The organism is Rhodococcus sp. DMU1 (assembly GCF_012272955.1).
In the GTDB taxonomy this organism is placed as follows: Bacteria; Actinomycetota; Actinomycetes; order Mycobacteriales; family Mycobacteriaceae; genus Rhodococcus; species Rhodococcus aetherivorans.
Genome location: NZ_CP050952.1, coordinates 4284711 through 4310874 on the forward strand (window position 1 = coordinate 4284711; position 26164 = coordinate 4310874).

At 69.4% G+C, this 26164-nt stretch carries 28 protein-coding genes and 4 tRNA genes; 4 read left to right on the top strand and 28 right to left on the bottom strand.

The window, feature by feature from the left end; genetic code table 11:
- Positions 1-28: 28 nt before the first annotated feature.
- The 22 genes from HFP48_RS19465 to HFP48_RS19570 all read right to left on the bottom strand — a co-directional run bounded on the left by HFP48_RS19465 (position 29) and on the right by HFP48_RS19570 (position 16497).
- Complete coding sequence (locus tag HFP48_RS19465) at positions 29-1276, bottom strand: MlaD family protein (RefSeq protein ID WP_029545063.1); 1248 nt, start codon at positions 1274-1276, stop codon at positions 29-31.
- Complete coding sequence (locus tag HFP48_RS19470; protein WP_006931303.1) at positions 1276-2556, bottom strand: MCE family protein; 1281 nt, start codon at positions 2554-2556, stop codon at positions 1276-1278. Before HFP48_RS19470 ends, HFP48_RS19465 begins: the two co-directional genes overlap by 1 nt.
- Positions 2553-3803, bottom strand: a complete 1251-nt coding sequence (locus HFP48_RS19475) for an MCE family protein (RefSeq protein WP_006931305.1) — start codon at positions 3801-3803, stop codon at positions 2553-2555. The genes HFP48_RS19470 and HFP48_RS19475 overlap by 4 nt, the downstream gene beginning before the upstream one ends.
- Positions 3803-4798 carry an MCE family protein gene (locus HFP48_RS19480; protein ID WP_003937627.1) on the bottom strand — a complete coding sequence of 332 codons (996 nt, stop codon included), beginning with the start codon at positions 4796-4798 and terminating at the stop codon, positions 3803-3805. Before HFP48_RS19480 ends, HFP48_RS19475 begins: the two co-directional genes overlap by 1 nt.
- Positions 4795-5874, bottom strand: a complete 1080-nt coding sequence (locus tag HFP48_RS19485; RefSeq protein WP_006931307.1) for an MlaD family protein — start codon at positions 5872-5874, stop codon at positions 4795-4797. The genes HFP48_RS19480 and HFP48_RS19485 overlap by 4 nt, the downstream gene beginning before the upstream one ends.
- A complete protein-coding gene (locus HFP48_RS19490; RefSeq protein ID WP_006931309.1) occupies positions 5871-7238 on the bottom strand; it encodes an MCE family protein in 1368 nt (455 codons plus the stop codon). Before HFP48_RS19490 ends, HFP48_RS19485 begins: the two co-directional genes overlap by 4 nt.
- Positions 7235-8095: an ABC transporter permease gene (locus tag HFP48_RS19495; RefSeq protein ID WP_029545068.1), complete on the bottom strand. Its 861-nt coding sequence runs from the start codon at positions 8093-8095 to the stop codon at positions 7235-7237. Before HFP48_RS19495 ends, HFP48_RS19490 begins: the two co-directional genes overlap by 4 nt.
- Positions 8096-8099: 4 nt before the next feature.
- Entirely contained in the window at positions 8100-8900 is an 801-nt protein-coding gene (locus tag HFP48_RS19500; RefSeq protein ID WP_006931311.1) for an ABC transporter permease, read from the bottom strand.
- A gap of 8 nt (positions 8901-8908) precedes the next feature.
- Positions 8909-10006, bottom strand: a complete 1098-nt coding sequence (locus tag HFP48_RS19505) for an ABC transporter ATP-binding protein (protein ID WP_029545069.1) — start codon at positions 10004-10006, stop codon at positions 8909-8911.
- Between the two features lie 318 nt (positions 10007-10324).
- Complete coding sequence (gene rplL, locus HFP48_RS19510; RefSeq protein WP_006940888.1) at positions 10325-10711, bottom strand: 50S ribosomal protein L7/L12; 387 nt, start codon at positions 10709-10711, stop codon at positions 10325-10327.
- 105 nt (positions 10712-10816) lie between these two features.
- The gene (gene rplJ, locus HFP48_RS19515; RefSeq protein WP_006940886.1) at positions 10817-11350 is read right to left on the bottom strand and encodes a 50S ribosomal protein L10; all 534 of its coding nucleotides are present in this window, start codon (positions 11348-11350) and stop codon (positions 10817-10819) included.
- A 372-nt stretch (positions 11351-11722) separates the two neighbouring features.
- Positions 11723-12436, bottom strand: a complete 714-nt coding sequence (rplA, locus tag HFP48_RS19520) for a 50S ribosomal protein L1 (RefSeq protein WP_006940876.1) — start codon at positions 12434-12436, stop codon at positions 11723-11725.
- Positions 12437-12563: 127 nt separating this feature from the next.
- A complete protein-coding gene (rplK, locus tag HFP48_RS19525) occupies positions 12564-12998 on the bottom strand; it encodes a 50S ribosomal protein L11 (RefSeq protein WP_003937618.1) in 435 nt (144 codons plus the stop codon).
- A gap of 70 nt (positions 12999-13068) precedes the next feature.
- A complete protein-coding gene (gene nusG / locus HFP48_RS19530) occupies positions 13069-13908 on the bottom strand; it encodes a transcription termination/antitermination protein NusG (protein ID WP_006940874.1) in 840 nt (279 codons plus the stop codon).
- Positions 13909-13954: 46 nt separating this feature from the next.
- Positions 13955-14380 carry a preprotein translocase subunit SecE gene (gene secE / locus HFP48_RS19535; RefSeq protein WP_006940872.1) on the bottom strand — a complete coding sequence of 142 codons (426 nt, stop codon included), beginning with the start codon at positions 14378-14380 and terminating at the stop codon, positions 13955-13957.
- Between the two features lie 32 nt (positions 14381-14412).
- A tRNA-Trp gene (locus HFP48_RS19540) sits at positions 14413-14485 on the bottom strand.
- A gap of 174 nt (positions 14486-14659) precedes the next feature.
- On the bottom strand, positions 14660-15085 hold the full coding sequence (gene hadB, locus HFP48_RS19545; protein WP_006940870.1) for a (3R)-hydroxyacyl-ACP dehydratase subunit HadB: 426 nt from the start codon (positions 15083-15085) through the stop codon (positions 14660-14662).
- Complete coding sequence (gene hadA / locus HFP48_RS19550; protein ID WP_006940869.1) at positions 15072-15647, bottom strand: (3R)-hydroxyacyl-ACP dehydratase subunit HadA; 576 nt, start codon at positions 15645-15647, stop codon at positions 15072-15074. The genes hadB and hadA overlap by 14 nt, the downstream gene beginning before the upstream one ends.
- An 87-nt stretch (positions 15648-15734) precedes the next feature.
- Positions 15735-15902 (bottom strand): 50S ribosomal protein L33, encoded by a 168-nt coding sequence (gene rpmG / locus HFP48_RS19555; RefSeq protein ID WP_003937613.1) that lies wholly within the window; start codon positions 15900-15902, stop codon positions 15735-15737.
- Between the two features lie 58 nt (positions 15903-15960).
- A tRNA-Met gene (locus HFP48_RS19560) sits at positions 15961-16036 on the bottom strand.
- 44 nt (positions 16037-16080) lie between these two features.
- Positions 16081-16153, bottom strand: a tRNA-Thr gene (locus HFP48_RS19565).
- 258 nt (positions 16154-16411) lie between these two features.
- A tRNA-Tyr gene (locus HFP48_RS19570) sits at positions 16412-16497 on the bottom strand.
- 147 nt (positions 16498-16644) lie between these two features.
- On the opposite strand from HFP48_RS19570, the gene HFP48_RS19575 reads away from it, so the two are divergent.
- Positions 16645-17136, top strand: coding sequence for a YajQ family cyclic di-GMP-binding protein (locus HFP48_RS19575; RefSeq protein WP_006940864.1), 492 nt, complete (start codon positions 16645-16647; stop codon positions 17134-17136).
- Between the two features lie 12 nt (positions 17137-17148).
- Here the strand turns inward: HFP48_RS19575 and htpX are convergent, their stop codons facing one another.
- Both htpX and HFP48_RS19585 read right to left on the bottom strand, forming a co-directional pair.
- Positions 17149-18009 (bottom strand): zinc metalloprotease HtpX, encoded by an 861-nt coding sequence (htpX, locus tag HFP48_RS19580; protein WP_006940863.1) that lies wholly within the window; start codon positions 18007-18009, stop codon positions 17149-17151.
- 108 nt (positions 18010-18117) lie between these two features.
- Complete coding sequence (locus tag HFP48_RS19585; protein WP_072635738.1) at positions 18118-19164, bottom strand: polyprenyl synthetase family protein; 1047 nt, start codon at positions 19162-19164, stop codon at positions 18118-18120.
- Between the two features lie 137 nt (positions 19165-19301).
- Between HFP48_RS19585 and HFP48_RS19590 the strand changes: the two genes are divergently transcribed.
- Positions 19302-20573, top strand: a complete 1272-nt coding sequence (locus HFP48_RS19590; protein WP_050035601.1) for a geranylgeranyl reductase family protein — start codon at positions 19302-19304, stop codon at positions 20571-20573.
- 22 nt (positions 20574-20595) lie between these two features.
- Here HFP48_RS19590 and HFP48_RS19595 read toward each other — a convergent pair whose 3' ends face one another.
- From HFP48_RS19595 to menD, 4 genes are all read right to left on the bottom strand, one after another.
- Positions 20596-21294 (bottom strand): demethylmenaquinone methyltransferase, encoded by a 699-nt coding sequence (locus tag HFP48_RS19595; RefSeq protein WP_006940858.1) that lies wholly within the window; start codon positions 21292-21294, stop codon positions 20596-20598.
- A 16-nt stretch (positions 21295-21310) separates the two neighbouring features.
- Entirely contained in the window at positions 21311-22453 is a 1143-nt protein-coding gene (locus HFP48_RS19600) for a glycosyltransferase family 1 protein (protein WP_168579894.1), read from the bottom strand.
- Positions 22454-22528: 75 nt separating this feature from the next.
- The gene (locus tag HFP48_RS19605; protein WP_043802286.1) at positions 22529-22942 is read right to left on the bottom strand and encodes a DUF3592 domain-containing protein; all 414 of its coding nucleotides are present in this window, start codon (positions 22940-22942) and stop codon (positions 22529-22531) included.
- A gap of 7 nt (positions 22943-22949) precedes the next feature.
- Positions 22950-24569 carry a 2-succinyl-5-enolpyruvyl-6-hydroxy-3-cyclohexene-1-carboxylic-acid synthase gene (menD, locus tag HFP48_RS19610; protein WP_006940852.1) on the bottom strand — a complete coding sequence of 540 codons (1620 nt, stop codon included), beginning with the start codon at positions 24567-24569 and terminating at the stop codon, positions 22950-22952.
- 104 nt (positions 24570-24673) lie between these two features.
- Here menD and HFP48_RS19615 point away from each other — a divergent pair, with 104 nt between their 5' ends.
- Together HFP48_RS19615 and HFP48_RS19620 are read left to right on the top strand one after the other, a co-directional pair.
- Positions 24674-25261, top strand: coding sequence for a flavin reductase family protein (locus tag HFP48_RS19615; RefSeq protein WP_029545089.1), 588 nt, complete (start codon positions 24674-24676; stop codon positions 25259-25261).
- Positions 25262-25296: 35 nt separating this feature from the next.
- Positions 25297-26145 (top strand): siderophore-interacting protein, encoded by an 849-nt coding sequence (locus HFP48_RS19620; protein ID WP_006940848.1) that lies wholly within the window; start codon positions 25297-25299, stop codon positions 26143-26145.
- Positions 26146-26164 lie beyond the last annotated feature (19 nt).

The following is a 26164-nucleotide window of genomic DNA, read 5'->3' on the forward strand; positions in this document are numbered from 1 at the left end:
TCTGCGGTCACTGCACCAACCTACTTACCTACTTCGGGGTGACTCCGAGCAACGGCGCGAGCTGCGTCGCGATCGGATTCAGATTGAGCTTGTCCGGATCCTGCTTCGGCGTGAAGTCCCACGGCTGGATCGTCGCCGGGTCGGCGAACACGATCCGGTTCGCGCTCCGCACGCCGGTGACGCTGCCCTGCGGGGCCTCACAGGACGCCTCCGTGTTGAACGGAAAGTCCTGTTGGGTGTCGTCGAAGTTGGGATCCCGGCGCTGCATCTCGTCGAGGATCGCCTGAGTGCCCTCGTACCCGAGGGTGCACGACGGCGGGTTGTTCGTCTCGAGCAGGATGCCCTGCCGGACCGTGCCGTCGCCGGGCGCCACCGTCCCGGCGCTGGCCGCCACGGCCGGCAGGAACGCGAGCAGCGGCTGCAACGCGACCGCCTGCGGGCCGAGCTTGTCGCCGAGCAGCGCCAGGTTCGTCAGGTTCGCCGTCAGGCCGGGGCCCGAGTCCGCGACCAGCTGCGTGAGCTCCTCGCTCGCCGCCGTCCCGGTCTCGAGGAGGCGACGGACGTCCGGGTCGCTGTCGCGCAGCTGCGCGGTCACCAGGTCCAGATCCGCGCTGAACTGCCGGATCGCCGACGCCTGCACCGACTGGGTGTCGAGCACCGTTTGGCTGTCGCGGATCAGCGACACCGTCTGCGGCAGGTACTGCACTCCGGCGTCGCTGAGCTGGGCCAGGGAGTCCACGAGGGTCTGCAGCTGGCCACCGCGGCCGTCGAACGCCGCCCCCAGCTCGGTCACCACCGTGCGCAGCGAGTCCACCGGCACCGACCGGACGAGCGCGTTCGTGCTCACCAGCAGGTCCTGCACGGGCACGGGCACGTCGGTGGCGTCCTGGCCGATGACCGATCCCGCTTCGAGGTAGGGACCCTCGTCGGTATCCGGTTGCAGATCGACGTACTGCTCGCCGATCGCCGACCGGTTCGCCACCACGGCACGGGTGGACGCGGGGATCTGCGGCCCGCCGTTGTCGAGGAGCAGCGTGACGTCGATGCCGTCCTCGGTCAGGCCGAGCTCGCCGACCCGCCCCACCGGCACGCCCCGGTAGGTGACCTCGGCGTTGGTGAAGATGCCGCCCGAATCGGCGAACCGTGCGTGGACGGTGTACTGCCCGAACCCGAGCAGGTTGTCGAGGCGGACGTACCGCGCGCCGACGAACACCACCCCGAGCAGCGCGATCACCACGAACGCGACCAGCTGTATCCGCAGCATTCGCGATCTCATCATCGCCCTCCCCCGACTCCGAGCTGGTTCAACAGGCCCTCCAGCGGATTGGCCGGCGCCGGGTCGTCGCCGGTGTCCGCCGCCGCGGCCGGCTGACCGGGCAGCGTCACCCCCGGCGGCAGTTCGAGTCCCACGGGCAGCTTCGGCGCCGGCAGCACCGGCAGCAGCGAGACCGTCGGCCAGCCCGGCCTCGGCCCGTTGCCGTTGTAGTACGGGTTCGACGGATCCACGACGGGCTTGGGCTCGCCGAACTTCGGCTGCCGGTAGACCGGCTCGCCCTGACCGACGCCGAGCGAGGCCAGCGCGTCCCCGATCTGCAGGTCCACGGCGAGGAACAGGTTGACCGAGCCACCGAGGGCGATCTTCTCGACCCCGTCGGGGAACGGCACCGTCGGGATGAACGGCAGCGCCTTCACCAGATCGTCGCCGGAAGCGGCGAGCTGCTGCAGGGTGGGGCGCAGGGCCAGCAGGTCGGCGATGAGGTCCTCCTTGGACTGGTCGAGCACGTCGGTGCCCACCGTCCCCAGGCGGTCGAGCTGACCGAGCAGTTCGGTCAGCTGGGGCCGCTGCTGTTCGAGCACCGCGGTGGCCACCGGCAGGTCGTCGAGGATCGCCGCGATGCGGTCGTTCTGTTCCGCGACCCGGACGGTGAGCACATCGAGGCCGTCGAGGGCGCGGGTGATGTCGTCGCGCTGCTGGTTGAGACCGTCGATGAGCCGATCCGCCTGTTGCAGAAGGCTCTTCGTGGTGCCTTCCCGGCCCTCGAACGCGGTGGACAGCTCCTCGACCACCGGCTGCAGCTGGCCGACGCCGCCGCCGTTGAGCAGCAGCGAGAGGGCGCCGAGCACGGGCTCGAGTTCCGTGGCGTGCCGGGTCCGGTCCAGCGGAATGACGTCGCCGTCGGCGAGCAGTTCGCGCGACGGGTCGCTCGGCGGCGGACTGAGCTGGACGAACTTCTCGCCCAGCAGACTGGTCTGTTCCACCGCGGCATACGCGTTGGCCGGCAGCTCCACTGCCGAGTCGACCACGATCCCGACGTCGGCGGTCCACCCGTCGGGACCGACGGAGACCGTCTCCACCCGGCCGACGGGCACGCCGTCCACCTTGACGGTGGACTGCGGCACGAGGTCGAGCACGTCGTCGAACTGCACGGTCACGTGGATCGGGTCGGACCCGACGTCCGCACCACCGGGCAGGGGGAGGCTCGCGGCCCCGCCGCACCCCGACACCGCCAGGGCCGTCACGCAGGCCCCGGCACCGAGAATCGCCGAGCGTCTCACTGTCCGCCCCTCTCCAGGTCCAGGCGCGGTGACTCGACACCGGGCACCGTGCCGGGAACCACCCGGCGCTGGATGTTCTCGCCGCTCAGGACGCCGAACGGCAGGATCAGATCCGGCGTCCGGACGTCGTTGGTGATCTGCTCGGCGAGGCCGGAACACTGATCGATCAGCGGCTGCATCTGCCGGCCGAGCTGCTCGAACCTCGGGTCACCCGGCACGAGCCGACCGAGGTCGATGAGCTTGCACATCACGCCCGCCGGATCCTGCAGATCGGTCACCACCAGGCGGGAGGCGAGCGACCCGGACTCCGCGTCGTAGGAGTTGACGAGGTTGCTCACCGCCAGGGGCAGCAGGGTCAGCGAGTTCACCAGTGAATCCCGGTTGGCGGCAAGGTTGTTCGTCACCGGGACCAGAGCGTCCACGTTGTCCTTCAACGCCGCCTGATTGTCGTTGACGAACTGCGCGACCACCCCGAGCGACTCCGACAGCTGGTTCAGCGCTAGCCCGAGATTCTCCCGCTCGCCGGCCAGATAGCCCGACAGGTCCGACAACTGCGCGTTGAACTCGCGCACCTGCTGATCGTTGGCCGCCAGCGCGGACACGAAGATCTGCAGGTTCTCGATGGTGCCGAACAGGTCGCCGCGCGACTCGTTGAGCGTGCGCGACGCGGCGGAGAGCTGCTCGATGGTCTGGCCGAGCGCGGCACCGTTGCCTTCGAGATTCTCGGCGCCGGTCTCCACGAAGCGCGTCAGGGCGCCGTCCTTGTTGGCACCCTCGGGACCGAGCGCCCGCGACAGCTCGTCGACGCTGGCGTACAGCTGATCCACCTCCACCGGGGTGGCGGTCCGTTCCCGCGGGATGACGGCGCCGTCGGCCATCGTCTCGCCGCCGGTGTACACCGGGGCGAGCTGCACGTAGCGGTCCGCGACGACCGACGGGGTGATCTGCACGGCCTTGGCGTCGGCGGGGATGTCGACGCCGCGGTCGACCCGCATGTCCACCCGCACCTGGTCCCCTTCGGGGACGACCGCGGTGACCTTGCCGACCTCGACGCCGAGGACCCGGACACCGGACCCCTCGTACACCCCGACGGCCTTGTCGAAGTAGGCCGTGATCTCGGTGGTTCCCATGCGGTTGAAGACCCACCACAGCACACCGGCGATCAGTACCACGGCCGCGGTGATCGCGGCGATCAGCAGCACCATCGGGCCGCGCCGTGAGCCGCCACCGGACTCGGCATGCGACATCAGTTCTCTCCCAACGTGCGAACCGGATCGCGGTATCCGGGGATCTCCGGCAATCCGGGCGGAATGAGGTTCACGACGACCTGGTCGAACCAGCGGCCGTTGCCGACGACATTCGAGTACAGCCGGACGAACGGCTCGTACAGCTTCATCGCGCGGTCCAGATCGTCGTTGCGGTCCTGCAGGATCTGCACCACTCCCCGGAGCTGGTCGAGCGCCGGGCCGATCGTCGCCTCGTTGTCGCGGACCAGACCGGTCAGCTCGGCAGACAGCCGCTGCGTGCCCGTCAGCAGCTGCGAGATGGCCTGCTGCCGGTTGTTGAGTTCTGCGATCAGCAGGGCGCCGTCGCTGATCAGCCGGTTGAACTCCGCGTTGCGGTCGGCGAGGATCTGCGAGGTCCGGCCGGTCGCCTCGAGCAGCCGTTTGAGCTCCTGGTCCCGGCTCGCAACGGTCTGCGAGAGCCGGGTGACTCCGTCGAGCGAGGCCCGGATGTCGTCCGGTGTCTGCGAGAACGCCTCCGAGAGCGTGTCGAAGCTCGTGGCCAGCTGTTCCGAGTCGATCTCGCCCAGGGTGGTGGCCGCGGACGAGAACGCCTCGATCACGTCGTACGGGGCTACGGTGCGCGACAACGGGATCCGATCATCCGGGTCGAGCACCTCGGTGCCCCGCGGCTCGAGGGCGAGGTACTTCTGGCCGAGGATCGTCTTGATCTGGATCGAGGCCGAGGTGTCGTTGCCGAGCCAGGCGTCCTTGACCTTGAACGACACGAGCACCCGGTCCCCGTCGAGCTCGATGTCGGTGACCTGACCGACCTTGACTCCGGCGATGCGCACCTCGTTGGTGGGCTTGAGGCCGGCCGCCTCGGTGAACTCCGCGCGGTAGGTGGCGCCGGCCCCGATGATCGGCAGCGAATCCAGGAAGAACGCCGACAGGGTGGCCAGCAGGACCACGAGAATCCCGAGGGCGCCGGACACGGCCGGACTGCGACGTCTGCTCATCGTCCCTGCAACTCCTGCATCCCGTCCTGCGTGCACCGCTTGGCGGCGTTGGTGTAGATCGGCTGGTTCACCGTGGGCAGGCCGGTCGGCAGGTTCAGGTACGGAACCGAACCCGGGCCGGCGATCACGTCGATGCCGCACAGGTAGAACTGGAACCACGACCCGTAGCTCGCGACCCGGCCCAGCTTCTCGAGCTTGACCGGAAGGGTGGCGAGGACCTCGTCGACCGCGTCGCGGTTGCTGTTCAGGTTCGCCCCGAGCTGCTGCACCGCCGTGACGGAGCCGGCGATGGCCGGCCGGGTCGGCTCGAGCAGATCGGCCGTCGCGTCCGTCAGCCCGGCCAGCGACTGCACGGCCGCACCCACCGTGTCGCGGTCGGCGGCCAGCCCGCTGACCAGCGCCTGCGTGTTGACGAGCAACGAGTCGAGCTGATCGTCCCGCTCGTTGATGTTGGTGAGCACCGAGTTCAGGTTGTCGATGACCGCACCGATGACCCGGTCCTTGTCTGCGATCGTGTTGGTCAGGCTCGCCGTCGTGCGCACCAGGTCGTCGATGGTTCCGGCCTCGCCCTGGAACACCTGGACTATCTGCGACGACAGCGTGTTGACGTCCTCGGCGCTCAGGGTCTGGAACAGGGGCCGGAACCCGTTGAACAGGGTGGTCAGGTTCACGGCCGGCTTGGTGCGCTCCAGCGGGATGGTGTCGCCGCCGGTCAGCTTCATCCCCTGCATGCCCTCGCCCTGGTCGAGGGCGATGTAGCGCTGGCCGACGAGCGTCCGGTAGCGGATCGTCGCGGTCGTCGCGGCGGGCAGCCAGTCCCGGTCGGACATCGAGAACGTCACGCGCGCCTCGCGCCGGTCGACGATCTCGATCTTCTCGACCTGACCGACGCGGACGCCGGCGATTCGGATGTCGTCGCCCTCGTTGAGCGACGTCACGTCCGTGAAGATCGCGTGGAATTTCGTGCCTCCGCCGCCGCCGAGGCTCGCGATGGTCGCCGCGAGCATTCCGGTGGCGAGGATCGTGACCACGGCGAAGACGATCAGCTTGATCAGCGGTGCTGCCAGGCCTCTCATCGGAAGCTCACCTCCGTTCCACGCAGGGCGGGCGCGCCCAGGCGCGTCGTCCAGGTCGGCACGTCCTCGGGCGCGATGCCCGTCGCCTCCGCGTACACGACGCCGAGGGCGTCCTGCTCGGCCCGCGACCCGGTGTACGAGACCTGCGTCGTCGCCGGGGTCGTCCCGATCAGCTCGCCGACGTCGTCCGGCACCCCGGACCCCTCGGGGGCCGGGAAGTACGACATGGTCTCCGGGCCCGGGTTGCGGGACGGCACCTGGTAGGAGCCGTCGTTGATCGAACCGCCGGGGTACTGCGGGAAGAACCGGCCCGGGGCCGTGACGTTGTCGTAGCAGGTGGGGCCGCGGACGTCGAGCAGGCGCGGCTCGTCCTGGTTCGGCAGGTACCGGCCCTTCGGATTGACGAACTGGACGCTCGCCCGCACGCCGGGGAACGGGTCGTCGGCCGCGAGCACCCCCGCAGCCGCGGGTGCCGCGTCGGCGAAGCCCTTCAGCATGCACGGGTACGACGGCGAGTACCGGGCCAGCAACTGCAGGGCCTGCTTGGAGTCGGCGGCGATGCTGATGATCGAGCCGGCGTTCTGCTCGAGCAGCCCGGCGGTCGCCGACGACGCCCCCGTCGCCGTGACCAGCAGAGTCTCGAGCTGGTTCTCCTGTTCCACCACGGTGTTGCCGGTGGTGCGCAGGTTGTCGAGGGCGCTGATCAGATCGGGCGCGGCGTCGGAGTAGGTCTGGGAGAAGTCCGCGAGCCCGCGCAGGTCCTCCTGCACGGCCGGGAGCTCCACGTTCACCTCGCGGAACACCTGCTCGAGCCGGTCCACGGTCTGCCCGAGGGTCTCGCCGCGGCCGCTCAGGCCCTGGGCCAGGGCGCCGAGGGTGTTCGCGAGATCCTGCGGTGGGATGGCCTCGAGCAGGGGCAGCAGCCCGTCGAGCACCTCGCCGAGTTCGACGGTCTCGGCGCTCGTGTCCTGCATCAGGGTGTCCCCCGCCTGGATCGGGCGCGCCGGCCGGTCCGGGAGGATCAGCGAGACGTAACGCTCCCCGAACAACGTCTTCGGCAGCAGCTGTGCGGTCGCGTTCGCGGGGATCAGGCCGGCCTTGTCCGGTTCGAGCGCGAGATGTGCGGTCACCGTCCCGCTCTCGGCCGACGTGCCGCGGACCTCGCCGACGATCAGTCCGCGCACCTTCACGTCCGCGTTCATCGGCAGCGCGTTGCCGACCTCGTCGGTCACGAGGTCCACCTCGACGACCTTCTTGAACGTCTTGTTGTACATCGCGATGGTGACGAACAGGAACAGACCCAGCACGACGAAGAACAGCAGGCCGAGAACCCTCCGCTTGAGGGTCGAGGGAGTCGGGTTCATCCGGCCACCCTCACGGTCGTGGTGGTGCCCCAGATGGCGAGGCTGAGGAAGAAGTCGAGCACGGCGATCGTGACGATCGCGGTGCGCACCGCACGGCCGACGGCCACGCCGACGCCCGCGGGTCCCCCGCTGGCGTTGAAGCCGTAGTAGCAGTGGATGAGGATCAGGAAGAAGGCGAAGACGAGGACCTTCCCGAAGGAGTACAGCACGTCCTCGGGCGGCAGGAACAGATTGAAGTAGTGGTCGTACGAACCCGACGACTGCCCGTTGAACAGGGTGCTGATCACGCGTGTCGCGAGGTACGCGGCGAGCAGGCCGATGATGTACAGCGGGATGACGGCGACGAAACCGGCGATCATCCGGGAGGTGACGAGGAACGGCACCGACGGCACCGCCATCACCTCGAGCGCGTCGATCTCCTCGCTGATCCGCATCGCACCGAGCTGGGCGGTGAAGCCACAGCCCACCGTCGCCGACAGCGCCAGGGCCGCGACGATCGGGGCGAGTTCACGCGTGTTGACGTACGCCGACAGGAAGCCGGTGAGCACCGAGGAGCCGAGCTGCTCGAGGGCGGCGTAGCCCTGCAGACCCACGACGACGCCGGTGAAACCGGACATCATGGCGATGACACCGATGGTGCCGCCGATGACGGCGAGCGCGCCGCTGCCGAAGGTGACCTCGGCGAGCAGCCGCAGCACCTCCTTGCGGTAGTGGACGAGGGTGCGCGGGGTCCACGCGATGGCCCGCGCGTAGAACGACATCTGGTCGCCTGCCCGATCCAGCATGTCGAGAGGAGCGCGCACGATTCTGCGCCCGCGGAGCCAGATGACGTCTCCGCGGCCCTTTGCGATTGTCATCGAGTCAGGATCCCTTCGCCGGAACGATCTGCAGGTACACCATCGTCAGGATCAGGTTCGCGAAGAACAACAGAAGGAAGGTGATGACGACGGTCTGGTTGACGGCCTCGCCGACCCCCTTCGGTCCGGCACCGGGGTGCAGGCCCTTGTAGGCCGCGACGACGCCGGCGATGACACCGAAGATCGCCGCCTTGATCTCGGCCACGTAGAGGTCGGGCAACTGGGCGAGGGCCGAGAAGGACGCCAGGTAGGCGCCCGGGGTACCGCCCTGCAGGATCACGTTGAAGAAGTAGCCGCCGGCGATGCCGACGACGGAGACGAGTCCGTTGAGCAGCAGCGCGATGAGAACCATCGCGAGCACGCGCGGGACCACCAGGCGTTGCACGGGGTTGATGCCGAGCACCTCCATGGCATCGATCTCCTCGCGGATGGTGCGCGATCCGAGATCGGCGGTGACCGCGGAGCCGGCCGCGCCGGCGATCAGCAGCGCGGTCACGATGGGACTGCCCTGCTGGATCACGGCCAGCACGCTGGCGGCGCCGGTGAACGACTCCGCGCCGAGCTGCTTGATCAGCGACCCGGTCTGCAGCGAGACCACAGCGCCGAACGGGATTGCCACGAGGGCGGTGGGCAGGATCGTGACGCTCGCGATGAACCACGCCTGCTCGATGAACTCGCGGAACTGGAACGGCCGGCGGAAGGTGTTCCGCACGACGTCGACGAACAACTCGACGATGTTTCCGGCCTGGGTGAGTGCACCGTGTATCGGACGCACGAACGAGCTGGTGCCCGATCCGACCCCCATGTGTGCTCCTAGCTTCTGTGGCGGGCGGACTCGTCGTACCCGTGACCGGGGTACGCCGGGATGACCTGCGTGTCGTCGTCGCGGAAGGAATGCTCGGGGTAGGCCGGCGCGGCGTGCGTCCCGCCGGTCTCCTCGAAGGACTCGAGGATGGCCTGCTGGGCGGCCTCGGGCAGGGTGTGCAGGATGTGCCGCACCCGCTCCTGCCGGCGGGCGACGGCCTGCCGCTCGGGCATCCCCGGGGTGGCCTTCATCTGCGGCACGATGCCCTCGACGTCCTCCACCCCACCGGCGTGGTGCCCGGCGTCGACGAGGGCCTGCTCCTGCGCCATCGTCGCCTCGTCCTTCTCCTCCGACATCCCGATCGGCCCGATCATCGTGCCGTTGAGGAACTGCTTGACCACCGGCTCGTCGCTGGTGAGCAGCACCTCGCGCGGACCGAACATCACCAGCTCCCGGCGGAACAGCATCCCGATGTTGTCCGGCACCGTCCGCGCCAGGTTGATGTTGTGCGAGACGATCAGGATCGTCGCGTCGATCTCGGCGTTGATGTCGATCAGGGTCTGGCTGATGTAGGTGGTGCGCACCGGATCCAGCCCCGAGTCCGGCTCGTCGACCAGGATGATCTGCGGATCGAGCACCAGCGCCCGCGCCAGCCCGGCCCGCTTGCGCATGCCGCCGGAGATCTCGCCCGGCAGCTTGTCCTCGGCGCCGAGCAGACCGACGAGCTCGAGCTTCTCCATCACGATCTTGCGGATCTCGGACTCGGACTTCTTCGTGTGCTCGCGCAGCGGGAACGCCACGTTGTCGTAGAGGTTCATCGACCCGAACAGCGCACCGTCCTGGAACAGCACCCCGAACAGCTTGCGGATCTCGTAGAGCTCCTTCGAGGAGCACTGCAGGATGTCGGTGCCGTCGATGACGATCGAGCCCCGCTCCGGTCGCAGCAGACCGATCAGCGACTTGAGGAACACCGACTTGCCCGTACCCGACGGGCCCAGCAGCGCCGACACCTCACCCGCCGGCAGCGTCAACGTCACGTCCTGCCAGATCCGCTGAGACCCGAAGGACTTCGTCAACCCCTCGACAGCTACTTCGACTCCCACCATTACCTCCGCACGGCTCGATGCTGTTCCCCACTGTGGATTGCGTCACTGTAGCGCATCGAAGTGTTACCTGTGACACGGGATCCTACTAGCGAGTAAGAACACAGGTCAACTCGGGCATAACCCCCTTCGATCAGGGGTATGACCTGCGCTTATGCCGTCCCCGTGCGGCACCGACGTCAACTTAGCGCGGATGGTTTCCGCGCGCTCGGCAAACCGGTCACGAATGCGCGAAAAGGCCGCTGCCCACGGACGTGAGTCCGTGGGCAGCGGCCTTGCCGAAGCGCTCGACCGCGGTGCGGTCGGGCAGCCGGGTTCGTCTTACTTGACGGCGACCTTGGCGCCGGCCTCTTCGAGCTTCGCCTTGGCAGCCTCGGCGGCATCCTTGGCGACCTTCTCCAGGATCGGCTTCGGAGCACCCTCGACGAGGTCCTTGGCCTCCTTCAGGCCGAGGCCCGAGACGATCTCACGGACGACCTTGATGACCTGGATCTTCTTGTCGCCGGCACCCTCGAGGATGACGTCGAACTCGTCCTGCTCGGACTCGGCCTCGGCGGCGGCGGCCGGGGCACCGGCAGCGGCGACGGCGACCGGAGCGGCAGCGGTGACCTCGAAGGTCTCCTCGAAGGCCTTCACGAACTCCGAGAGCTCGAGGAGGGTCAGTTCCTTGAACGCGTCGAGCAGCTCTTCGGTGGTGAGCTTCGCCATGGTGGCGGTCCTTCCTTGTGGATCCCATGTCGCTGATCCGCGACCGGATGGGATGCGCGCCGGGGCGCGCGGGGTGGGTGGGTCAGTGATTCGCGATGGTGCGGATCAGCTTGCGGCAGACTCCTGGTCCGCCATCTTCTCCTGCAGAGCGGCCGCGAGACGGGCCACCTGCGAGGCAGGAGCGTTGAACAGGCCGGCGGCCTTTGCCAAGTTGCCCTTCATCGCGCCGGCGAGCTTGGCCAACAGCACCTCGCGGGACTCGAGGTCCGCGATCTGGTTGACCTGATCCACGGACAGCGCAGCGCCGTCCATGTAGCCGCCCTTGATGACGAGCGCCTTGTTGTCCTTCGCGAAGGTCTTCAGGGCCTTCGCAGCGTCGACCGGCTCGCCCTTGATGAACGCAATGGCGGTCGGTCCGACGAACAGGTCGTCAAGGCCCTCGACGCCCGCCTCTGCGGCGGCGCGCTTGACCAGGGTGTTCTTGGCGACGGAGTAGGTGGCACCCTCTCCGAGAGCGCGTCGCAGCTGCGTCAGACTGGTCACCGACAGACCACGGAACTCCGTGATCACGGCGGCCGTCGAGTCCTTGAACTGCTCGGTGATCTCCGCAACCGCAGAAACCTTCTCAGGCTTTGCCATACTTCGCCTCCTCTCAGTAACAGTCGTTTTCCCGCTCGGGAAGTTCCACTCGAAATCCGCAAAATGCAAAACGCCCCGGTGCAGGGCACACGGGGCGTACAGAGAGAAAGACGGCATCGCAACCGATGTCGTATCTCCCCTACCTCGTCCTCCTGCGTGGGCCGCCGGGCAATCCCGGACCTTCAACCGAGTCCGCGAGCGGATCCGGTGACCAACGGTCTTGGGTAGAACATGATCGGGGTGAAGATCGGCACGCGCCGAACTCCGCAGGCAAGCGTACCCGACCGGATGTGCGGACGCAAAACGGCCGGCACGGAGCAGTTCCGTGCCGGCCGTTTCGTGCGCTGACCGCGAAGACTGGAGACCAGCCTCCTACTCGGCGTCCTCCAGGAGGTTGCGAGTGCGCGACGGGTCCACCGGGATGCCCGGTCCGGTGGTGGTCGCGATCGTCACCTTCTTGACGTAACGCCCCTTCGCGGTGGACGGCTTCGCGCGCAGGACCTCGTCCAGGGCGGCACCGTAGTTCTCCACCAGCTTCGCGTCGTCGAACGACGCCTTGCCGATCACGAAGTGCAGGTTCGAGTTCTTGTCGACGCGGAAGTTGATCTTGCCGCCCTTGATGTCGGCGACAGCCTTGGCGACAGCCGGGGTGACCGTACCCGTCTTCGGGTTCGGCATCAGGCCGCGCGGACCGAGGACACGCGCGATGCGGCCGACCTTGGCCATCTGGTCCGGGGTCGCGATCGCGGCGTCGAAGTCCAGCCAACCGCCCTGGATCCGCTCGATCAGGTCCTCCGCGCCGACGGCGTCCGCACCCGCGGCCTCGGCCTCGGCGGCCTTCTCGCCGACCGCGAACACGATGACGCGGGCGGTCTTACCGGTGCCGTGCGGCAGGTTGACCGTGCCGCGGACCATCTGGTCCGCCTTGCGGGGGTCCACACCGAGGCGCATGGCGACCTCGACGGTGGCGTCGTAGTTCTTCGACGAGGTCTCCTTCGCGAGCCGAGCGGCCGCGAGGGGGCTGTAGAGCGTCGAGGCGTCGATCTTCTCAGCGGCGGCGAGGTACGCCTTGCTGCGCTTTGCCATTGTTCTGTCCTAACTTGTCACCGGAAGGTGAATGGTTCGGTCGTGGTTGTCGAGCCTGGCCGGCCCTCCCACGGGTTCCTGCTCCGGGGCTTCGTCAGCCCTGCGGTGTCACAACGCGTCGCGGCGCTCAGCCCTCGACCGTGATGCCCATCGAACGCGCGGTGCCGGCGATGATCTTCGCGGCAGCCTCGACGTCGTTGGCGTTCAGGTCTTCCTGCTTGGTCTTGGCGATCTCGCGCACCTGGTCCATGGTGACCTTGGCGACCTTGGTCTTGTGCGGCTCGCCGGAGCCCTTCTGCACGCCCGCGGCCTTCAGCAGCAGCTTGGCGGCCGGCGGGGTCTTCAGCTTGAAGTCGAACGAGCGGTCCTCGTAGACCGTGATCTCGACCGGCACGACGTTGCCGCGCTGCGACTCGGTCGCGGCGTTGTACGCCTTGCAGAACTCCATGATGTTGACGCCGTGCTGACCCAGGGCGGGGCCGACCGGCGGAGCCGGGTTGGCCTGACCTGCCTGGATCTGGAGCTTGATGAGCCCGGCAATCTTCTTCTTCTTCGGGGGCATCTCTATTCCTAGTTTCTTGCTCGGTGTGGTTCTTGCGTACTGCTATCGCAAGCTTGAGTGGGTCGGACCCTCAGATCTTCGACACCTGGTTGAAGGACAGCTCCACCGGGGTCTCACGACCGAAGATCGACACCAGGACCTTGAGCTTCTGCTGCTCGGCGTTGACCTCGCTGATCGAAGCCGGCAGCGTCGCGAACGGTCCGTCCATCACGGTGACGGACTCGCCGACCTCGAAGTCCACCTCGATGGCAGGCTTGACGGCGGTCGCGGCGCCCTCGGCGGTCGTGGCGGCGGCTGCGGCGGGCTTCTTCTTCGCCTGCTGCGGCAGCAGGAACTTCACGACCTCTTTGATCGTCAGCGGCGACGGGCGCGAGGTGGCACCCACGAACCCGGTGACGCCGGGGGTGTTGCGCACCGCGCCCCACGACTCGTCGTTCAGCTCCATGCGCACCAGGATGTAGCCCGGCAGGACCTTGCGGTTGACCTGCTTGCGCTGGCCGTTCTTGATCTCGGTGACCTCTTCGGTGGGCACCTCGACCTGGAAGATGTACTCGCTCAGGTCCAGGTTCTGCACGCGGGTCTCGAGGTTGGCCTTGACCTTGTTCTCGTAGCCGGCGTAGGAGTGCACGACGTACCAGTCGCCGGGCTCGAGCCGCAGCTGCTTCTCGAGGGCCTCCGCCGGATCGACCTCCTCGGCCGGTGCCTCTTCGGCCGGTGCCTCTTCGGCCACCTCGTCGGCCTGTGCCTCCACGGGCGCTTCGGGCTCGTCGCCGGACGTCTCGTCGGTTTCGATGCCCGCCTCTGCCGACTCGTCGGCCGCGTCCGCGGTCACGGAGTCGTCAACAAAGACCTCGTCCGAAACGCGCTCTTCGGCCGAGGGCTCGTAGGAGTCGTTCTCGGGGGTGCTCACCGGGCACTTTCCTCTCGTCGATCACATTCGCCGGCACGCTGACGCGCTAACCGAACAACCAGCTGACGCCCTTCACGAACGCCAGATCCAATCCAAAGATGAGCGCGGTCATGACCGCCACGAAGACCACGACGACGGTCGTGTACGTGACCAGCTGCTTGCGATTCGGCCAGATCACCTTGCGGAGCTCGGCGAGGACCTCACGGAAGAAGCGCCGCAGGCGCTTGAAGATGTTCTCCGTGCCTTGGGCACCGGAGCGGGAGGCGGACTTGGCTGCCGCCTTCGAATCGGGCCGCCGGGTGGCAGCCACCGCGGTCGACGCAGGAGCGGCCGAACGCCGCTGGGACCTCTTGCCGGTGGGAGCAGCGGACGCGGAGGAAACGTCGGGGGTCGCGTCGGTCGCCGATCCGGCGTCGACAGGGTTGGAAGTCCCTGCAGTACCGCCGTCGCGCTTACCGCGCTCCTCGCTCACATCGTTCCTCTCGGTCGCTGGCCGTCCGGGGGCAGGGGCGACAGGACTTGAACCTGCAACCTGCGGTTTTGGAGACCGCTGCTCTGCCAATTGAGCTACGCCCCTTTGGTCGATGCCTCCGCCGGGAACCGGCGTTTCGATCGACCCATCTGCGACCACATGACATGCGCGCCACCCCGCGGACCGTGGAGGTCCTCGAGAGCAGCGCGCTGCGCTATGCGATCCCAGAAGTCTTAGTGTACTTCATAGCCCCGGGACAAACCCAATCCGCCCGGCCGGTCAGGCCAGACGGACCGTTGCCGTGGCCCGCCCGAAGATCTTACGCCCTTCGGACTTTGCCACGATCGCGACCACTGCTGTCTTGCTGTCCGCGTCCACCGACTTGACCTTGCCGGAGAACTCCACCTCGGCGGCCCGATGGGCCTCGACGTAGACCGGACTGGTGAACCGAACGTTGTACTCGGTCACCGCTCCTGGGTCACCGAGCCAGTCGGTGACGAAGCCGGCCGCGATGCCCATGGAGAGCATGCCGTGGCCGACCACATCGCGCAAGCCGGCGAGCTTGGCGACCTCGTCGCTCCAGTGGATCGGGTTGGGATCACCCGACACACCCGCGTAGTTCACGAGGTTGCCGCGGGTGAGCGTGACCACCCGCGCGGGCAGCTCCTCCCCGACCGAGACGTCCTCGAACCTACGGAGCGACATGCATCATCACATCCTTGACTGCGTGGGCGATGTTCTCGTCCACCTCGCCACCGGTGCGGCCCACCAGGGTGGTCCACGTGGTCATCACGACGTTGTCGTGCTGATCCGTGATGATGTTCTTGGTGGTGATGATGTCGCTGCCGGCGGCCTGACGGAAGTCGTCGAGGTACACGTCGCAGAACAGTCGATCGCCCACCTGGATGGGCCGGTGGAACACCAGCCGCTGGTCCGTCTGCATGATCTGGCTGAGGTCGTATCCGGTGACGACCTCGTCGAACAGCTTGCGCTGGGCGATCATGCCGACGATGGAGACGAAGGTCAGCGGAGCGACGAGGCCGTCGTAGCCGAGGCCCTTGGCCGCTTCCTCGTCGTGGTGCGCCGGATTGTTGTCCAGCACGGCACGCGCGTACTCGCGGACCTTCTCGCGCCCGACCTCGTAGAAGTCCTCGACACGATAGTGATGGCCGACCATCGAGGCCGCATGTGCCGCTGCATCGAACTGGATCCCGGCCTGTTCGGTGCCGTCCACGACCGATTCTTCACTCACGGATATGCCCGTCATACGCAAAACTCCCGCAAATTCGCCCGGACGCCGGCCGGCGTGGGCGAGTTTGCGGAGAGCTCACGCGTCGACGTCGACCCTGTACGACTACTTCGACTCGCGGTGGGCGCGATGAGTGCCGCAGTTGGGGCAGAACTTCTTCAGCTCCAACCGGTCGGGGTCGTTGCGACGGTTCTTCTTCGTGATGTAGTTGCGGTGCTTGCACACCTCGCAGGCCAGGGTGATCTTCGGCCGAACGTCGGTTGAGGAGGCCACGGGATGCCTTCTTTCGCGTCAATCTGATCAACGACGATCAGGGTGGTTCATTCAACTTTGGTAGCGGTGACCGGACTTGAACCGGCGACGCAACGATTATGAGTCGTTTGCTCTACCAACTGAGCTACACCGCCTCGGTGTCGAGTGTCGCGAACAACGGCGGCACCACAATCCAGCGAGCCCCCTGACGGAATCGAACCGTCGACCTTTTCCTTACCATGGAAACGCTCTGCCGACTGAGCTAAGGGGGCGCGACCACCGTGAGCATCTCTGCTCGCTGCGGCCTCCAAAAGATTACACACACTCCTCTGCAGGAACAAAATCAGCAGCTCAGGGGCCATAAATCGGCTTTCCGGCGGCTTCCGCGCGCATCCGGCGAGGTGCTCCCCTGCCCCGCCCCGGCACGGGCCCTGCCCTCGAGCGCCGGCGGGACCCGGCACGGACGACGTCCCGGTACCCGAACGGCTGCAATGCAGAACGGCCCCGATCCGTTCGGATCGGGGCCGTTCTGGTGGCAGGTGTAGGATTCGAACCTACGTAGGCGTAAGCCGACGGATTTACAGTCCGCTCCCATTGGCCGCTCGGGCAACCTGCCGGGCGCGATCGGGACCGTGTCCCTGGCGCGTTTGAAACAATACAACGCACACCCCCCTGTTGTGCAAACCGGGTGGACAGCGGCACTGCGCCACCCGATAGCGTCGGGGCGGCAACCCGTACAGAACCGATCCGAAGTGGAGTGCTCGTGGCTGATTCGTCGTTCGATGTGGTGAGCAAGGTCGACCGGCAGGAGGTGGACAACGCGCTGAACCAGGCCGCCAAGGAACTCGGCACCCGCTTCGACTTCCGCAACACCGGGGCGAGCATCGAGTGGAGCGGCGAGGAGTCCGTCACCCTGACCGCCGACACGGAGGAGCGCGTCAATGCCGCCCTCGAGGTGTTCAAGGAGAAGCTGATCCGCCGCAATCTCTCCCTCAAGTCATTCGACGCCGGCGAGCCCACCCAGTCCGGCAAGGTCTACAAGATCAGCGGATCCCTGGTGCAGGGCATCAGCACCGAGAACGCCAAGAAGATCTCCAAGCTGATCCGCGACGAGGGCCCGAAGGGTGTCAAGGCGCAGATCCAGGGCGAGGAGCTGCGCGTGAGCAGCAAGAAGCGCGACGACCTGCAGGCCGTGATCGCACTGCTCAAGAACGCCGACCTCGACATCGCGCTGCAGTTCGTCAACTACCGGTAGGCCCCCGGGGCGCTACCCGCCGCGGGCCATGCGCTCGAGCCGGTCGATGCGCTCGGCCATGGGCGGGTGGGTCGAGAACAACCGGCTCACCCGCTCCCCCGCCCGGAACGGGTTGGCGATCATCATGTGCGACTGCGCGGCGATCCGGGGTTCGGGCGGCAGCGGCGCCGCCTGGGTGCCCCGCTCGAGCTTGCGCAGCGCCGACGCCAGCGCCAGCGGATCGCCGGTGAGTTCGGCGCCGGACTGATCCGCCTGATACTCGCGCGAGCGCGACACGGCGAGCCGGACGACCGTGGCCGCGATGGGCCCGAGCAGCGACACCAGCAGCAGAGCCAGCGGATTGGTGCCCTGGTCGCGGTTGCCGAACATGTTCGCGAACAGTGCGAGATTCGCCAGCCCCGAGATCACCGCCGCCATCGCCCCGGCCACCGACGAGATCAGGATGTCCCGGTTGTAGACGTGCGACAGCTCGTGCCCGAGCACGGCGCGCAGCTCCCGCTCGTTCAGGATCTGCAGGATTCCGGTGGTGCAGCACACCGCCGCGTGGCGGGGATCGCGGCCCGTCGCGAACGCGTTGGGCGCATTGGTCGGGCTGATGTACAGCCGGGGCATCGGCTGATGGGCCGTGGTCGCGAGCTCGCGCACGATCCGGTACACCACCGGCGCCTCCACCTCGGTGATCGGTTGGGCGTGCATCGCACGCAGCGCCAGCTTGTCGCTGTTGAAGTACGCGTAGGCGTTCATCCCGACGGCGAGAACGATCGAGCCGATCAGGATCGTCGGGTTCCGGAACAGGGCGCCGATGAACACGATGAGGGCGGACATCCCGATGAGGAGCCCCGCCGTCTTCAGCCGGTTCGCATACCCGTGCACGTCACGCCTCTTCCCGATTCGTCGATCTTGCTCGAATGTTCAACGAAACAGGGCGGGGAGCGGGTTCCCCACCGTCACTCCCCGCAACGGCCGTCCCGGCTTCCGGGTCTACCCCACGCGCGCAATCGTGTAGTCGACGAGCCGTCGCAGGGCCTCGTTCGCCGGTCCCGGCGGCAGCGACGCCAGCTCCGCGCGGGCCTTGTCCGCGTACTCGCCCAGCGTCCGCTTCGCGGCGGCCATCCCCGGCGACCGTGCCAGCAGCATCAGGGCCTCGTCGACGGCGGCCTCGTCCTCCACCGGCCCGGCCAGCAGTTCCCGCAGCCGGTCGGCCTCGGGTCCGGACTCGCGGAAGGCGTAGAGCACCGGAAGGGTGTGGACCCCCTCACGCAGGTCCGTTCCCGGAGTCTTGCCGGACTCCACCGAGGCCGACGAGATGTCGATGATGTCGTCGGCGATCTGGAACGCGGTGCCGACGGCGTCGCCGAGCCGTTCCAGTTGTGCGATCTGTTTCGCATCCGCGCCGGAGAACGTCCCGCCGAACCGCCCGCTCGTCGCGATCAGCGAGCCGGTCTTCTCCCACACCACCTTGAGGTAGTGCTCGACCGGGTCGCGTTCCTTCCCGGTGCCGATGGTCTCTCGCATCTGCCCGGTCACGAGTTCGGCGAACGTCTCGGCGATGGTCCGCACGGCGTCGGGGCCGAGGGTCGACACCAGCCGCGACGCGTGGGCGAACAGGAAGTCCCCGGCGAGGATGGCGACGCTGTTGCTCCACCGCGCGTTGGCGCTGGGCGCCCCCCGGCGCATGGTGGCCTCGTCCATCACGTCGTCGTGGTACAGCGTGGCCAGGTGCACCAGTTCGACCGCGGTCGCCGCCGTGACGACCGCCGCATCGTCCGGCTCCGGCCCGAGCTGGGCGGTGAGGAGCGTGAACAGCGGACGGAACCGCTTGCCGCCTGCCTTGGCGAGATGCAGCGCGACCTCGGTCAGGAAGTCCTCGCCGTCGGACAGCTCCGAGATCAGCAGTTCCTCGACCCGGGCGAGGCCGTCCCGGACGGCGGCCGCCAGGACCGGATCGCCGAGGTCCACCCCGGCCACCACCGTGTCCGACGTCGCGCCGGACGGACCGGCGGACTGCGCCGCCCCTTCAGTGCTCACGATGAGATACCCATCCTGTTCTGTCGACCCGGCTGTTGCTGTCCGCTGTCGAATCGGCTCCACGGTAGTGAACCTAGCCGCTCCGCCGGGCGGCTACCTCCCCGAGGCACCGAAGCCGTGCCTGGAAAGATGGAGCCGTGGTGGCAGAACACGCTGCGTCCGAACCGCGGCACAACCTTTCCGAGATCCCCGACCGTACCGACGTGCTCGTCGTCGGCGCAGGTCCCGCAGGGTCGGCAGCCGCCGCCTGGGCGGCCCGCGCCGGGCGCGACGTGCTGCTCGTCGACGCCGCGACCTTCCCCCGGGACAAGACGTGCGGCGACGGCCTGACGCCGCGGGCGGTGGCCGAGCTCGACCGGCTCGGCCTCGGCGACTGGGTGCGCACGCGCACCGTCAACCGCGGCCTGCGGCTCGAGGGTTTCGGCCGCAGCCTCGAGCTGCCGTGGCCGTCGGGTTCCTTCCCGGCGCAGGGCAGCGCCGTGCCGCGCACCGAACTCGACGACCGGATCCGCCGGGCCGCCGTCGAGTCGGGCGCCGGTATGGCCGAGGGCGCCAAGGCCGTCGCCGTCGAGCGCGACGAGTCGCGGGTGACCGGTGTGACCTTCGCGACCGCGGGCGGTCGGCGCACCGTCGCGTGCGAGCGGCTCGTCGTGGCGGACGGGGTCCGGTCCCCGCTGGGCAAGCTGCTCGGCCGGCAGTGGCACCGCGACACGGCGTACGGTGTCGCGGCCCGCGCCTACGCCACCTCCCCCCGCAGCGACGACCCGTGGATCACGTCGCACCTGGAGTTACGCGACGACGCAGGCGCGCTGCACCCGGGCTACGGCTGGGTGTTCCCACTGGGTACCGGCGAGGTCAACATCGGCGTGGGTACTCTCGCGACCGCGAAGCGACCGGCCGCCGGATCGCTGCGGCCGCTGATCGAGCTCTACGCGTCGCGGCGCCGCGGCGAGTGGGGCCTCGGCGAGACCACCCGCGTGGCGTCGGCGCTGCTGCCGATGGGCGGTGCGGTGTCCGGGGTGGCGGGCCGGAACTGGGCCCTGATCGGTGATGCCGCGGCGTGCGTGAACCCGCTCAACGGCGAGGGCATCGATTACGGCCTCGAGGGTGGGCGGCTCGTCGCCGGCGTCCTCGGCGCGGACGACCTCACGCAGCTGTGGCCGGCTCTGCTGCGCGAACGCTACGGCCGGGCGTTCTCCGCGGCCCGGCGGCTGGCCGGCCTGCTGACGCTGCCGCGGTTCCTGCCGGCCACCGGGCCCGTCGGGATGGGCTCGACGGCGCTGATGACGGTGGCCGTCCGGGTCATGGGCAACCTGGTCACCGAGCGCGACGAGGATCTCGTCGCGCGCGCGTGGCGGGCCGGGGGCGGCGCGTCGCTGCGGTGGGACCGCCGGCCGCTCTTCGCCTGACCCCGCCGGCCGAACGGTGCGGTCAGCGCACCGCCCGGTGCAGGGCCACGATCCCGCCGGTGAGGTTGCGCCATTGCACCGACCGCCAGCCGGCGGTCTGGATCCGCTCGGCGAGCTCGGCCTGCGTGGGCCACGCGCGGATCGACTCGGCGAGGTAGACGTAGGCGTCGGGGTTGCTGCTGACGGTCCGCGCGACCCGCGGCAGTGCCCGCATCAGGTACTCGAGATAGAGCACGCGCAGCGGGGCCGAGACGGGCGTGGCGAACTCGCACACCACGAGGCGGCCTCCGGGCTTGGTCACCCGCGCGATCTCCCGCAGGCCGGCGTCGAAGTCGGAGACGTTGCGCAGGCCGAACGAGATCGTGGCGGCGTCGAACACCGCGTCGGCGAAGGGCAGGCGCATCGCGTCGCCCGCGACCATCGGCACCTGCCGGAACGCGCCCGCCTGCAGCATGCCCTTGGAGAAGTCGGTGGCCACCACCCAGGCGCCGGACCGGCCGAGCTCCACCGTCGACACCCCGGTGCCGGCGGCGAGGTCGAGGACCCGCTCCCCCGGCTGCAGGTCCAGTGCCGCCCGGGTGGCGCGCCGCCAGCTGCGGTCCTGCCCGAAGGACAGCACGGTGTTGGTGATGTCGTATCGCTGGGCGACGCCGTCGAACATCGACGCGACCTCGCGCGGATCCTTCGCGAGCGAGGCCCGCGACCCGTGAGTAGTTGCCACGGTCGAAACGTTACCGCTACGCGCTGCGCCGCAGCGTGCCCGGCCGGACCGAGCAGACCTGTTCGTAGTGCCCGAGCAGTTCGTGGCACACCGCGGGCCAGGTGCGGCCGAGGACGCTGCGTCGCGCGGCCGCGCCGAACCGGTCCCGCAGCATCGGATCGGCGAGCGCGCCCACCGCGCCCGGCAGCAGCTCGGCGAACCCGTCGACCGGCAGCCGGTACCCGTTGCGGCAGTGGGCGACGAGATCGCGCGGGCCGCCCGCGTCGGGTGCGATCACCGGAACGCCGCTGGCGAGCGCCTCCTGCACGGCCTGGCAGAACGTCTCGTGCTCGCCCGGGTGGACGAACACGTCGAGGCTCGCGTAGGCGTCGGCCAGCGCGTCGCCGCCGAGGTGACCGGTGAACACCGCCCCGGGCAGGAGCGGTTCGAGACGGGCGCGCTCGGGGCCGTCGCCGACGACGACGAGCCGGTAGCGGGGGTCGGCTGCCAGGCCCGCGAGTCGTTCGACGTGCTTCTCCGGGGCGAGCCGCCCCACGAAGCCCACCACGAGCCGGCCGTCGGGCGACCATGTCCGGCGCAGGGCGGCGCTGCGCCGGGCCGGGGTGAAACGCACGGTGTCGACGCCCCGCGCCCAGCGGTGTACCCGCGGGACGCCGTGTGCGGCGAGGTCCGCGGCGGCCGCCGTCGAGGGTGCGAGGGTGCGGTCGCACGCGCGGTGGATTCGGCGCGTCCACTGCCAGGCGGCGCGGGCCGCGAGCCCGAGCCCGTAGCTGGACGCGAATCCGGCGACGTCGGTCTGGTAGACCGCGACGGTGGGCAGGTCGAGCCGGCGAGCGGCGCCGAGGCCGCCGGCGCCGAGCAGGAACGGCGACGCCAGGTGCACGACGTCGGGGGCGAAGCCGCGCAGGATGCCGGTGAGCGCCGGCTGCGGCAGGCCCACGGGCAGGGAGCTGACCCTCGGGACGTGCACCGCCGGCACGCGGTGCACCGGGATCCCGTCGTGCTGGGTGGGGGCCGGGGGCTGTCCGGCGACGGTGTCGGGAGCGACGACCAGGGCCTCGTGGCCGTGGCGGTCGAGGTGCTCGAGCACGCGCAACACCGAGTTGGTGACGCCGTTGACGTTCGGGAGGAAGGATTCCGCGACGATGGCTACTCGCACCGGTCCAGCATCGCGGCGCGGCCGGTCGGTGGGAAGTGGCCGAGGTGTCCGCCGGGCGAAGTTCCGGCGAATCTTCTAGGCCGCGGCGGCGCTGCGCCGGCGGAGGTAGGTCAGCACGGGGGTCGCGATCAGCCAGGTCACCACGATCACCGAGGCCGCGGGTACGAGTGCGACGCGCACGTCACGGCCGGTGACCCGCACGAGGTCCGGGTCGGCGCGGGAGTATTCGACGGCGATCCGCTGGCCCGCGGTCAGACCCGTGGGGTACAGCACGCCGAGTTCGGGGTTGTGGGTGACGCCGTCGGGGGTGACGAAGCTGATCGCCGAGCGCAGCGAGCCCGCGGAGAGCACCTCGGCGGTGGCGGTGCCCATGTCGGAGCCGATGAGGTGATCGTTGCGCCACGCGCCGAGCACCAGGATCGCGGTGAGCACCGAGATGCCGACGGCGACGGCGAGTACCGCACGACGTGCCTTGTCGATCCCGCTCATGCGTCCGTCACAGCTGGGCACGCACGGCCGCGTGCAGTTCCCGCAGGCCGGAGCGGTCGGTGATCACCTCGAGCACCCGGATGCCGCCGGTGGGCGCGGTCCGGTCGGCCAGCGCGGCCGTCAGCGCGGACAGGTCCACCCGCTCGTGCGGCACCCGGTAGGCGGCGCACAGCGCGGCGAGATCCATGCCGTGCGGAGTGCCGAACACGCGCTCGAACACGCCGGCGTACTGCGGGTCGCCCTGCTCGAGCAGCTCGAAGATGCCGCCGCCGTCGTCGTTGGCGACGACGACGGTCAGGTTCTGCGGGCGCGGTTCGGCGGTGCCGATCAGCAGGCCGGACGCGTCGTGCAGGAACGTCAGGTCGCCCATCAGGGCGACGGTGCGGCCCTGCTGGTAGGCCAGGGCGGCGCCGACGGCGGTCGACACGGTGCCGTCGATGCCGGCGACGCCGCGGTTGGAGAGCACCTTCACCCCGTCGCGGGGGTAGCTCACCAGCGCCGCGTCGCGCACCGGGTTGGAGGCGCCGAGCAGCAGCTGGTCCCCGTCGCGCAGCGCGTCGGTGACCGCCGCCGCGACGTGCAGTCCGGTCGGCTTCGGGTGGGCGTCGAGCTGGGCGCGCACCGCCTTGTCGGTGTGGGCGGACAGGTTCCGGCAGCGGTCCAGCCAGGCCGGGTCGGGACTGCCGGTGACGACGGCGCGCGTGCCGGTGGCGAGGACGTTGCCGGACACGTCGGGCCAGCGGGGGCCGGTGGTGAGCGCGTATACGGCCACCGCCGGGTCGGCGAGCAGCTTGGACACCGGCCGGTGCAGGGTGGGCCGGCCGGTGATGATCGCCTGCCGCGGCTTCAGCTGCGGCAGCGCCATCGGGTGCAGGGGGACACCGTGGAGCGGCGCGGTGGGTTCGGCCACGGTGGGCAATTCCGACAGCTCGGGCCGGTAGGCGGAGCCGTGGCCGGAGATCACCACGGTGTCGGCGGTGATGTCGAGCTCCATCGGCACGTCGAGGGTGGCGTGCACGGTGGTGGTCCAGGCGCTGCCGTCGGGGCGGCCCTCGGGGACCGGGCCCTGGGGGTGGACGTCCGGGACGAGCGGCTCGCGCAGCGGGATGTCGAAGTGGACGGGCCCGGCGTTGCCGGAGCGGGTGCCGCGGGCGGCGGCGAGGACGCGGCTGACCGCGGAGCGCCACTCGCTGTTCTGCTCGATCCCTTCGGCCAGGCCGAGGCTGATGGTGGCGCGGACCTGGGTGCCGAACATGCCGAGCTGTTCGACGGTCTGGTTGGCGCCGGTGCCGAGGAGCTCGTAGGGGCGGTTGGCGCTGAGCACCACGAGCGGCACCCGAGCGTAGTTGGCCTCGAGCACGGCCGGCGCGAGGTTGGCGACGGCGGTGCCGGAGGTCATCACGACGGGCACCGGCCGGCCGGAGGCGACGGACAGCCCGATCGCGAGGAAGCCGGCGGTGCGTTCGTCGATGCGCATGTGCAGCCGCAGCCGGCCCGCATTGTCGGCGGCCTGCAGCGCGAAGGCCAGCGGCGCGTTGCGCGAGCCGGGGCACAGCACGACGTCGCGGACGCCGCCTCGGGCGAGTTCGTCGACGACGGCGGTCGCCTGGGCGGTGGACGGGTTCACGGCACCCAGAGTAGTGCCCCGGGCGGTACGCCCCCGATGCCCCGGGCGGTACGCCCCCGATGCCCCGGGCGGTGCGGGACGAGGGTCACAGCAAGAATGGGGCGATGCGCACCGTCTTCGATCCCACCGAGCTGGGCACCGGCCGCTTCTACCGACTGATGACCGCCACGATCGTGCCGCGGCCGATCGCATGGGTGTCCACCGTGTCGGCGGACGGAGTGCCCAACGTCGCGCCGTACAGCTTCTTCACCGTCGCCGCGGTCACGCCGCCGGTGGTGCAGTTCACCTCGGTCGGGCGCAAGGACAGCCTCCGCAACATCGAGGAGACCGGCGAGTTCGTGATCAACGTCGCAACCGTGCCGCTGATGGAACGGGTCAACGCGACGTCGGCGGGCTTTGCGCACGACGTGGACGAGTTCGCGGCGGTGGGCTTGCGGCCCGAGCGCAGCGAACGGGTCCATCCGCCCCGGGTCGCGGAAGCGCCGGCGGCGATCGAGTGCACCCTGCACCGGGTGATCGAAGTCGGGGACTGCTTCGTGGTGATGGGCGACGTGGTGGCCGTGTCGGTCCGGACCGACGTGCTGGCCGAGGACGGGATGCCGGACTTCGCGGCCCTGGCGCCGGCGAGCCGGCTGGGTCGCAACGAATGGGGCCTCACCCCCGCGGTGCGTCACCTCGACCGCCCCGAATGATAGGTTAGCCTCCGCTAATTCCGACGGAGGTTCGTATGGCCGTGCGCACCAAGACCACCCGCATCGCCCCGGCGAGCCGCGAGATCGTCACCGGCCGGGTGCTCGCCACCGAACGAATCGGGCCGAGCTTCGTGCGGGTGACCGTGGGCGGCGCGAACGTCGGGCGGATCGCACCCATGGGGTTCGACCAGTGGTTCCGGCTGTTCTTCCCGGCCCCCGGCCAACGGTCGCTGACACTGCCGGCCACGGCGGGCCCGCAGTGGTGGCCCGAGATGCGAGCCATGCCCGAGGCCGTCCAGCCGATCCTGCGCAACTACACGATCCGTCGCTACCGGGAGGCGGGCGCGGGCCGGTACGGCGACACGGCCGAACTGGACATCGACTTCGCCACCCACGGCGACACGGGACCGGCATCGCAGTGGGCGCGCACCGCGCAGCCGGGCGCCGAACTGGCGCTGCTGGACGAGGGCATCATGTACCACCGCCCCACCGAGGCGCGCTGGCAGATCCTCGTCGCCGACGAGAGCGCGCTGCCCGCGATCGCGGGGATCCTCGCGTCGTCCGCCGGGCGGCACCACGCGGTGCCCACCGAGGTGTTCGTGGAGGTGGACGATGCCGGCGACGTCGCCGCCCAGGAGATCGTCCCCGGTCCGGGCGTCCGGCTGCACACGGTGGTGCGGCCCGGGCGGCACGCGCCGCCCGGGCCGCACGTGCTCGAGGCCGTGCGGGCCGGCGCGCTGCCCGACGGGCCGGGATACGCGTTCCTGGCGGGCGAATCGGGACTCGTGACGTCGCTGCGCCGGCACCTGGTGCGGGAGCGGGGCCTCGCGAAGTCCGCCGTGACGTTCACCGGCTACTGGAAGTTCGGCGCCGCCAGTTATTGAGGGTGCGCCGCCAGTTATT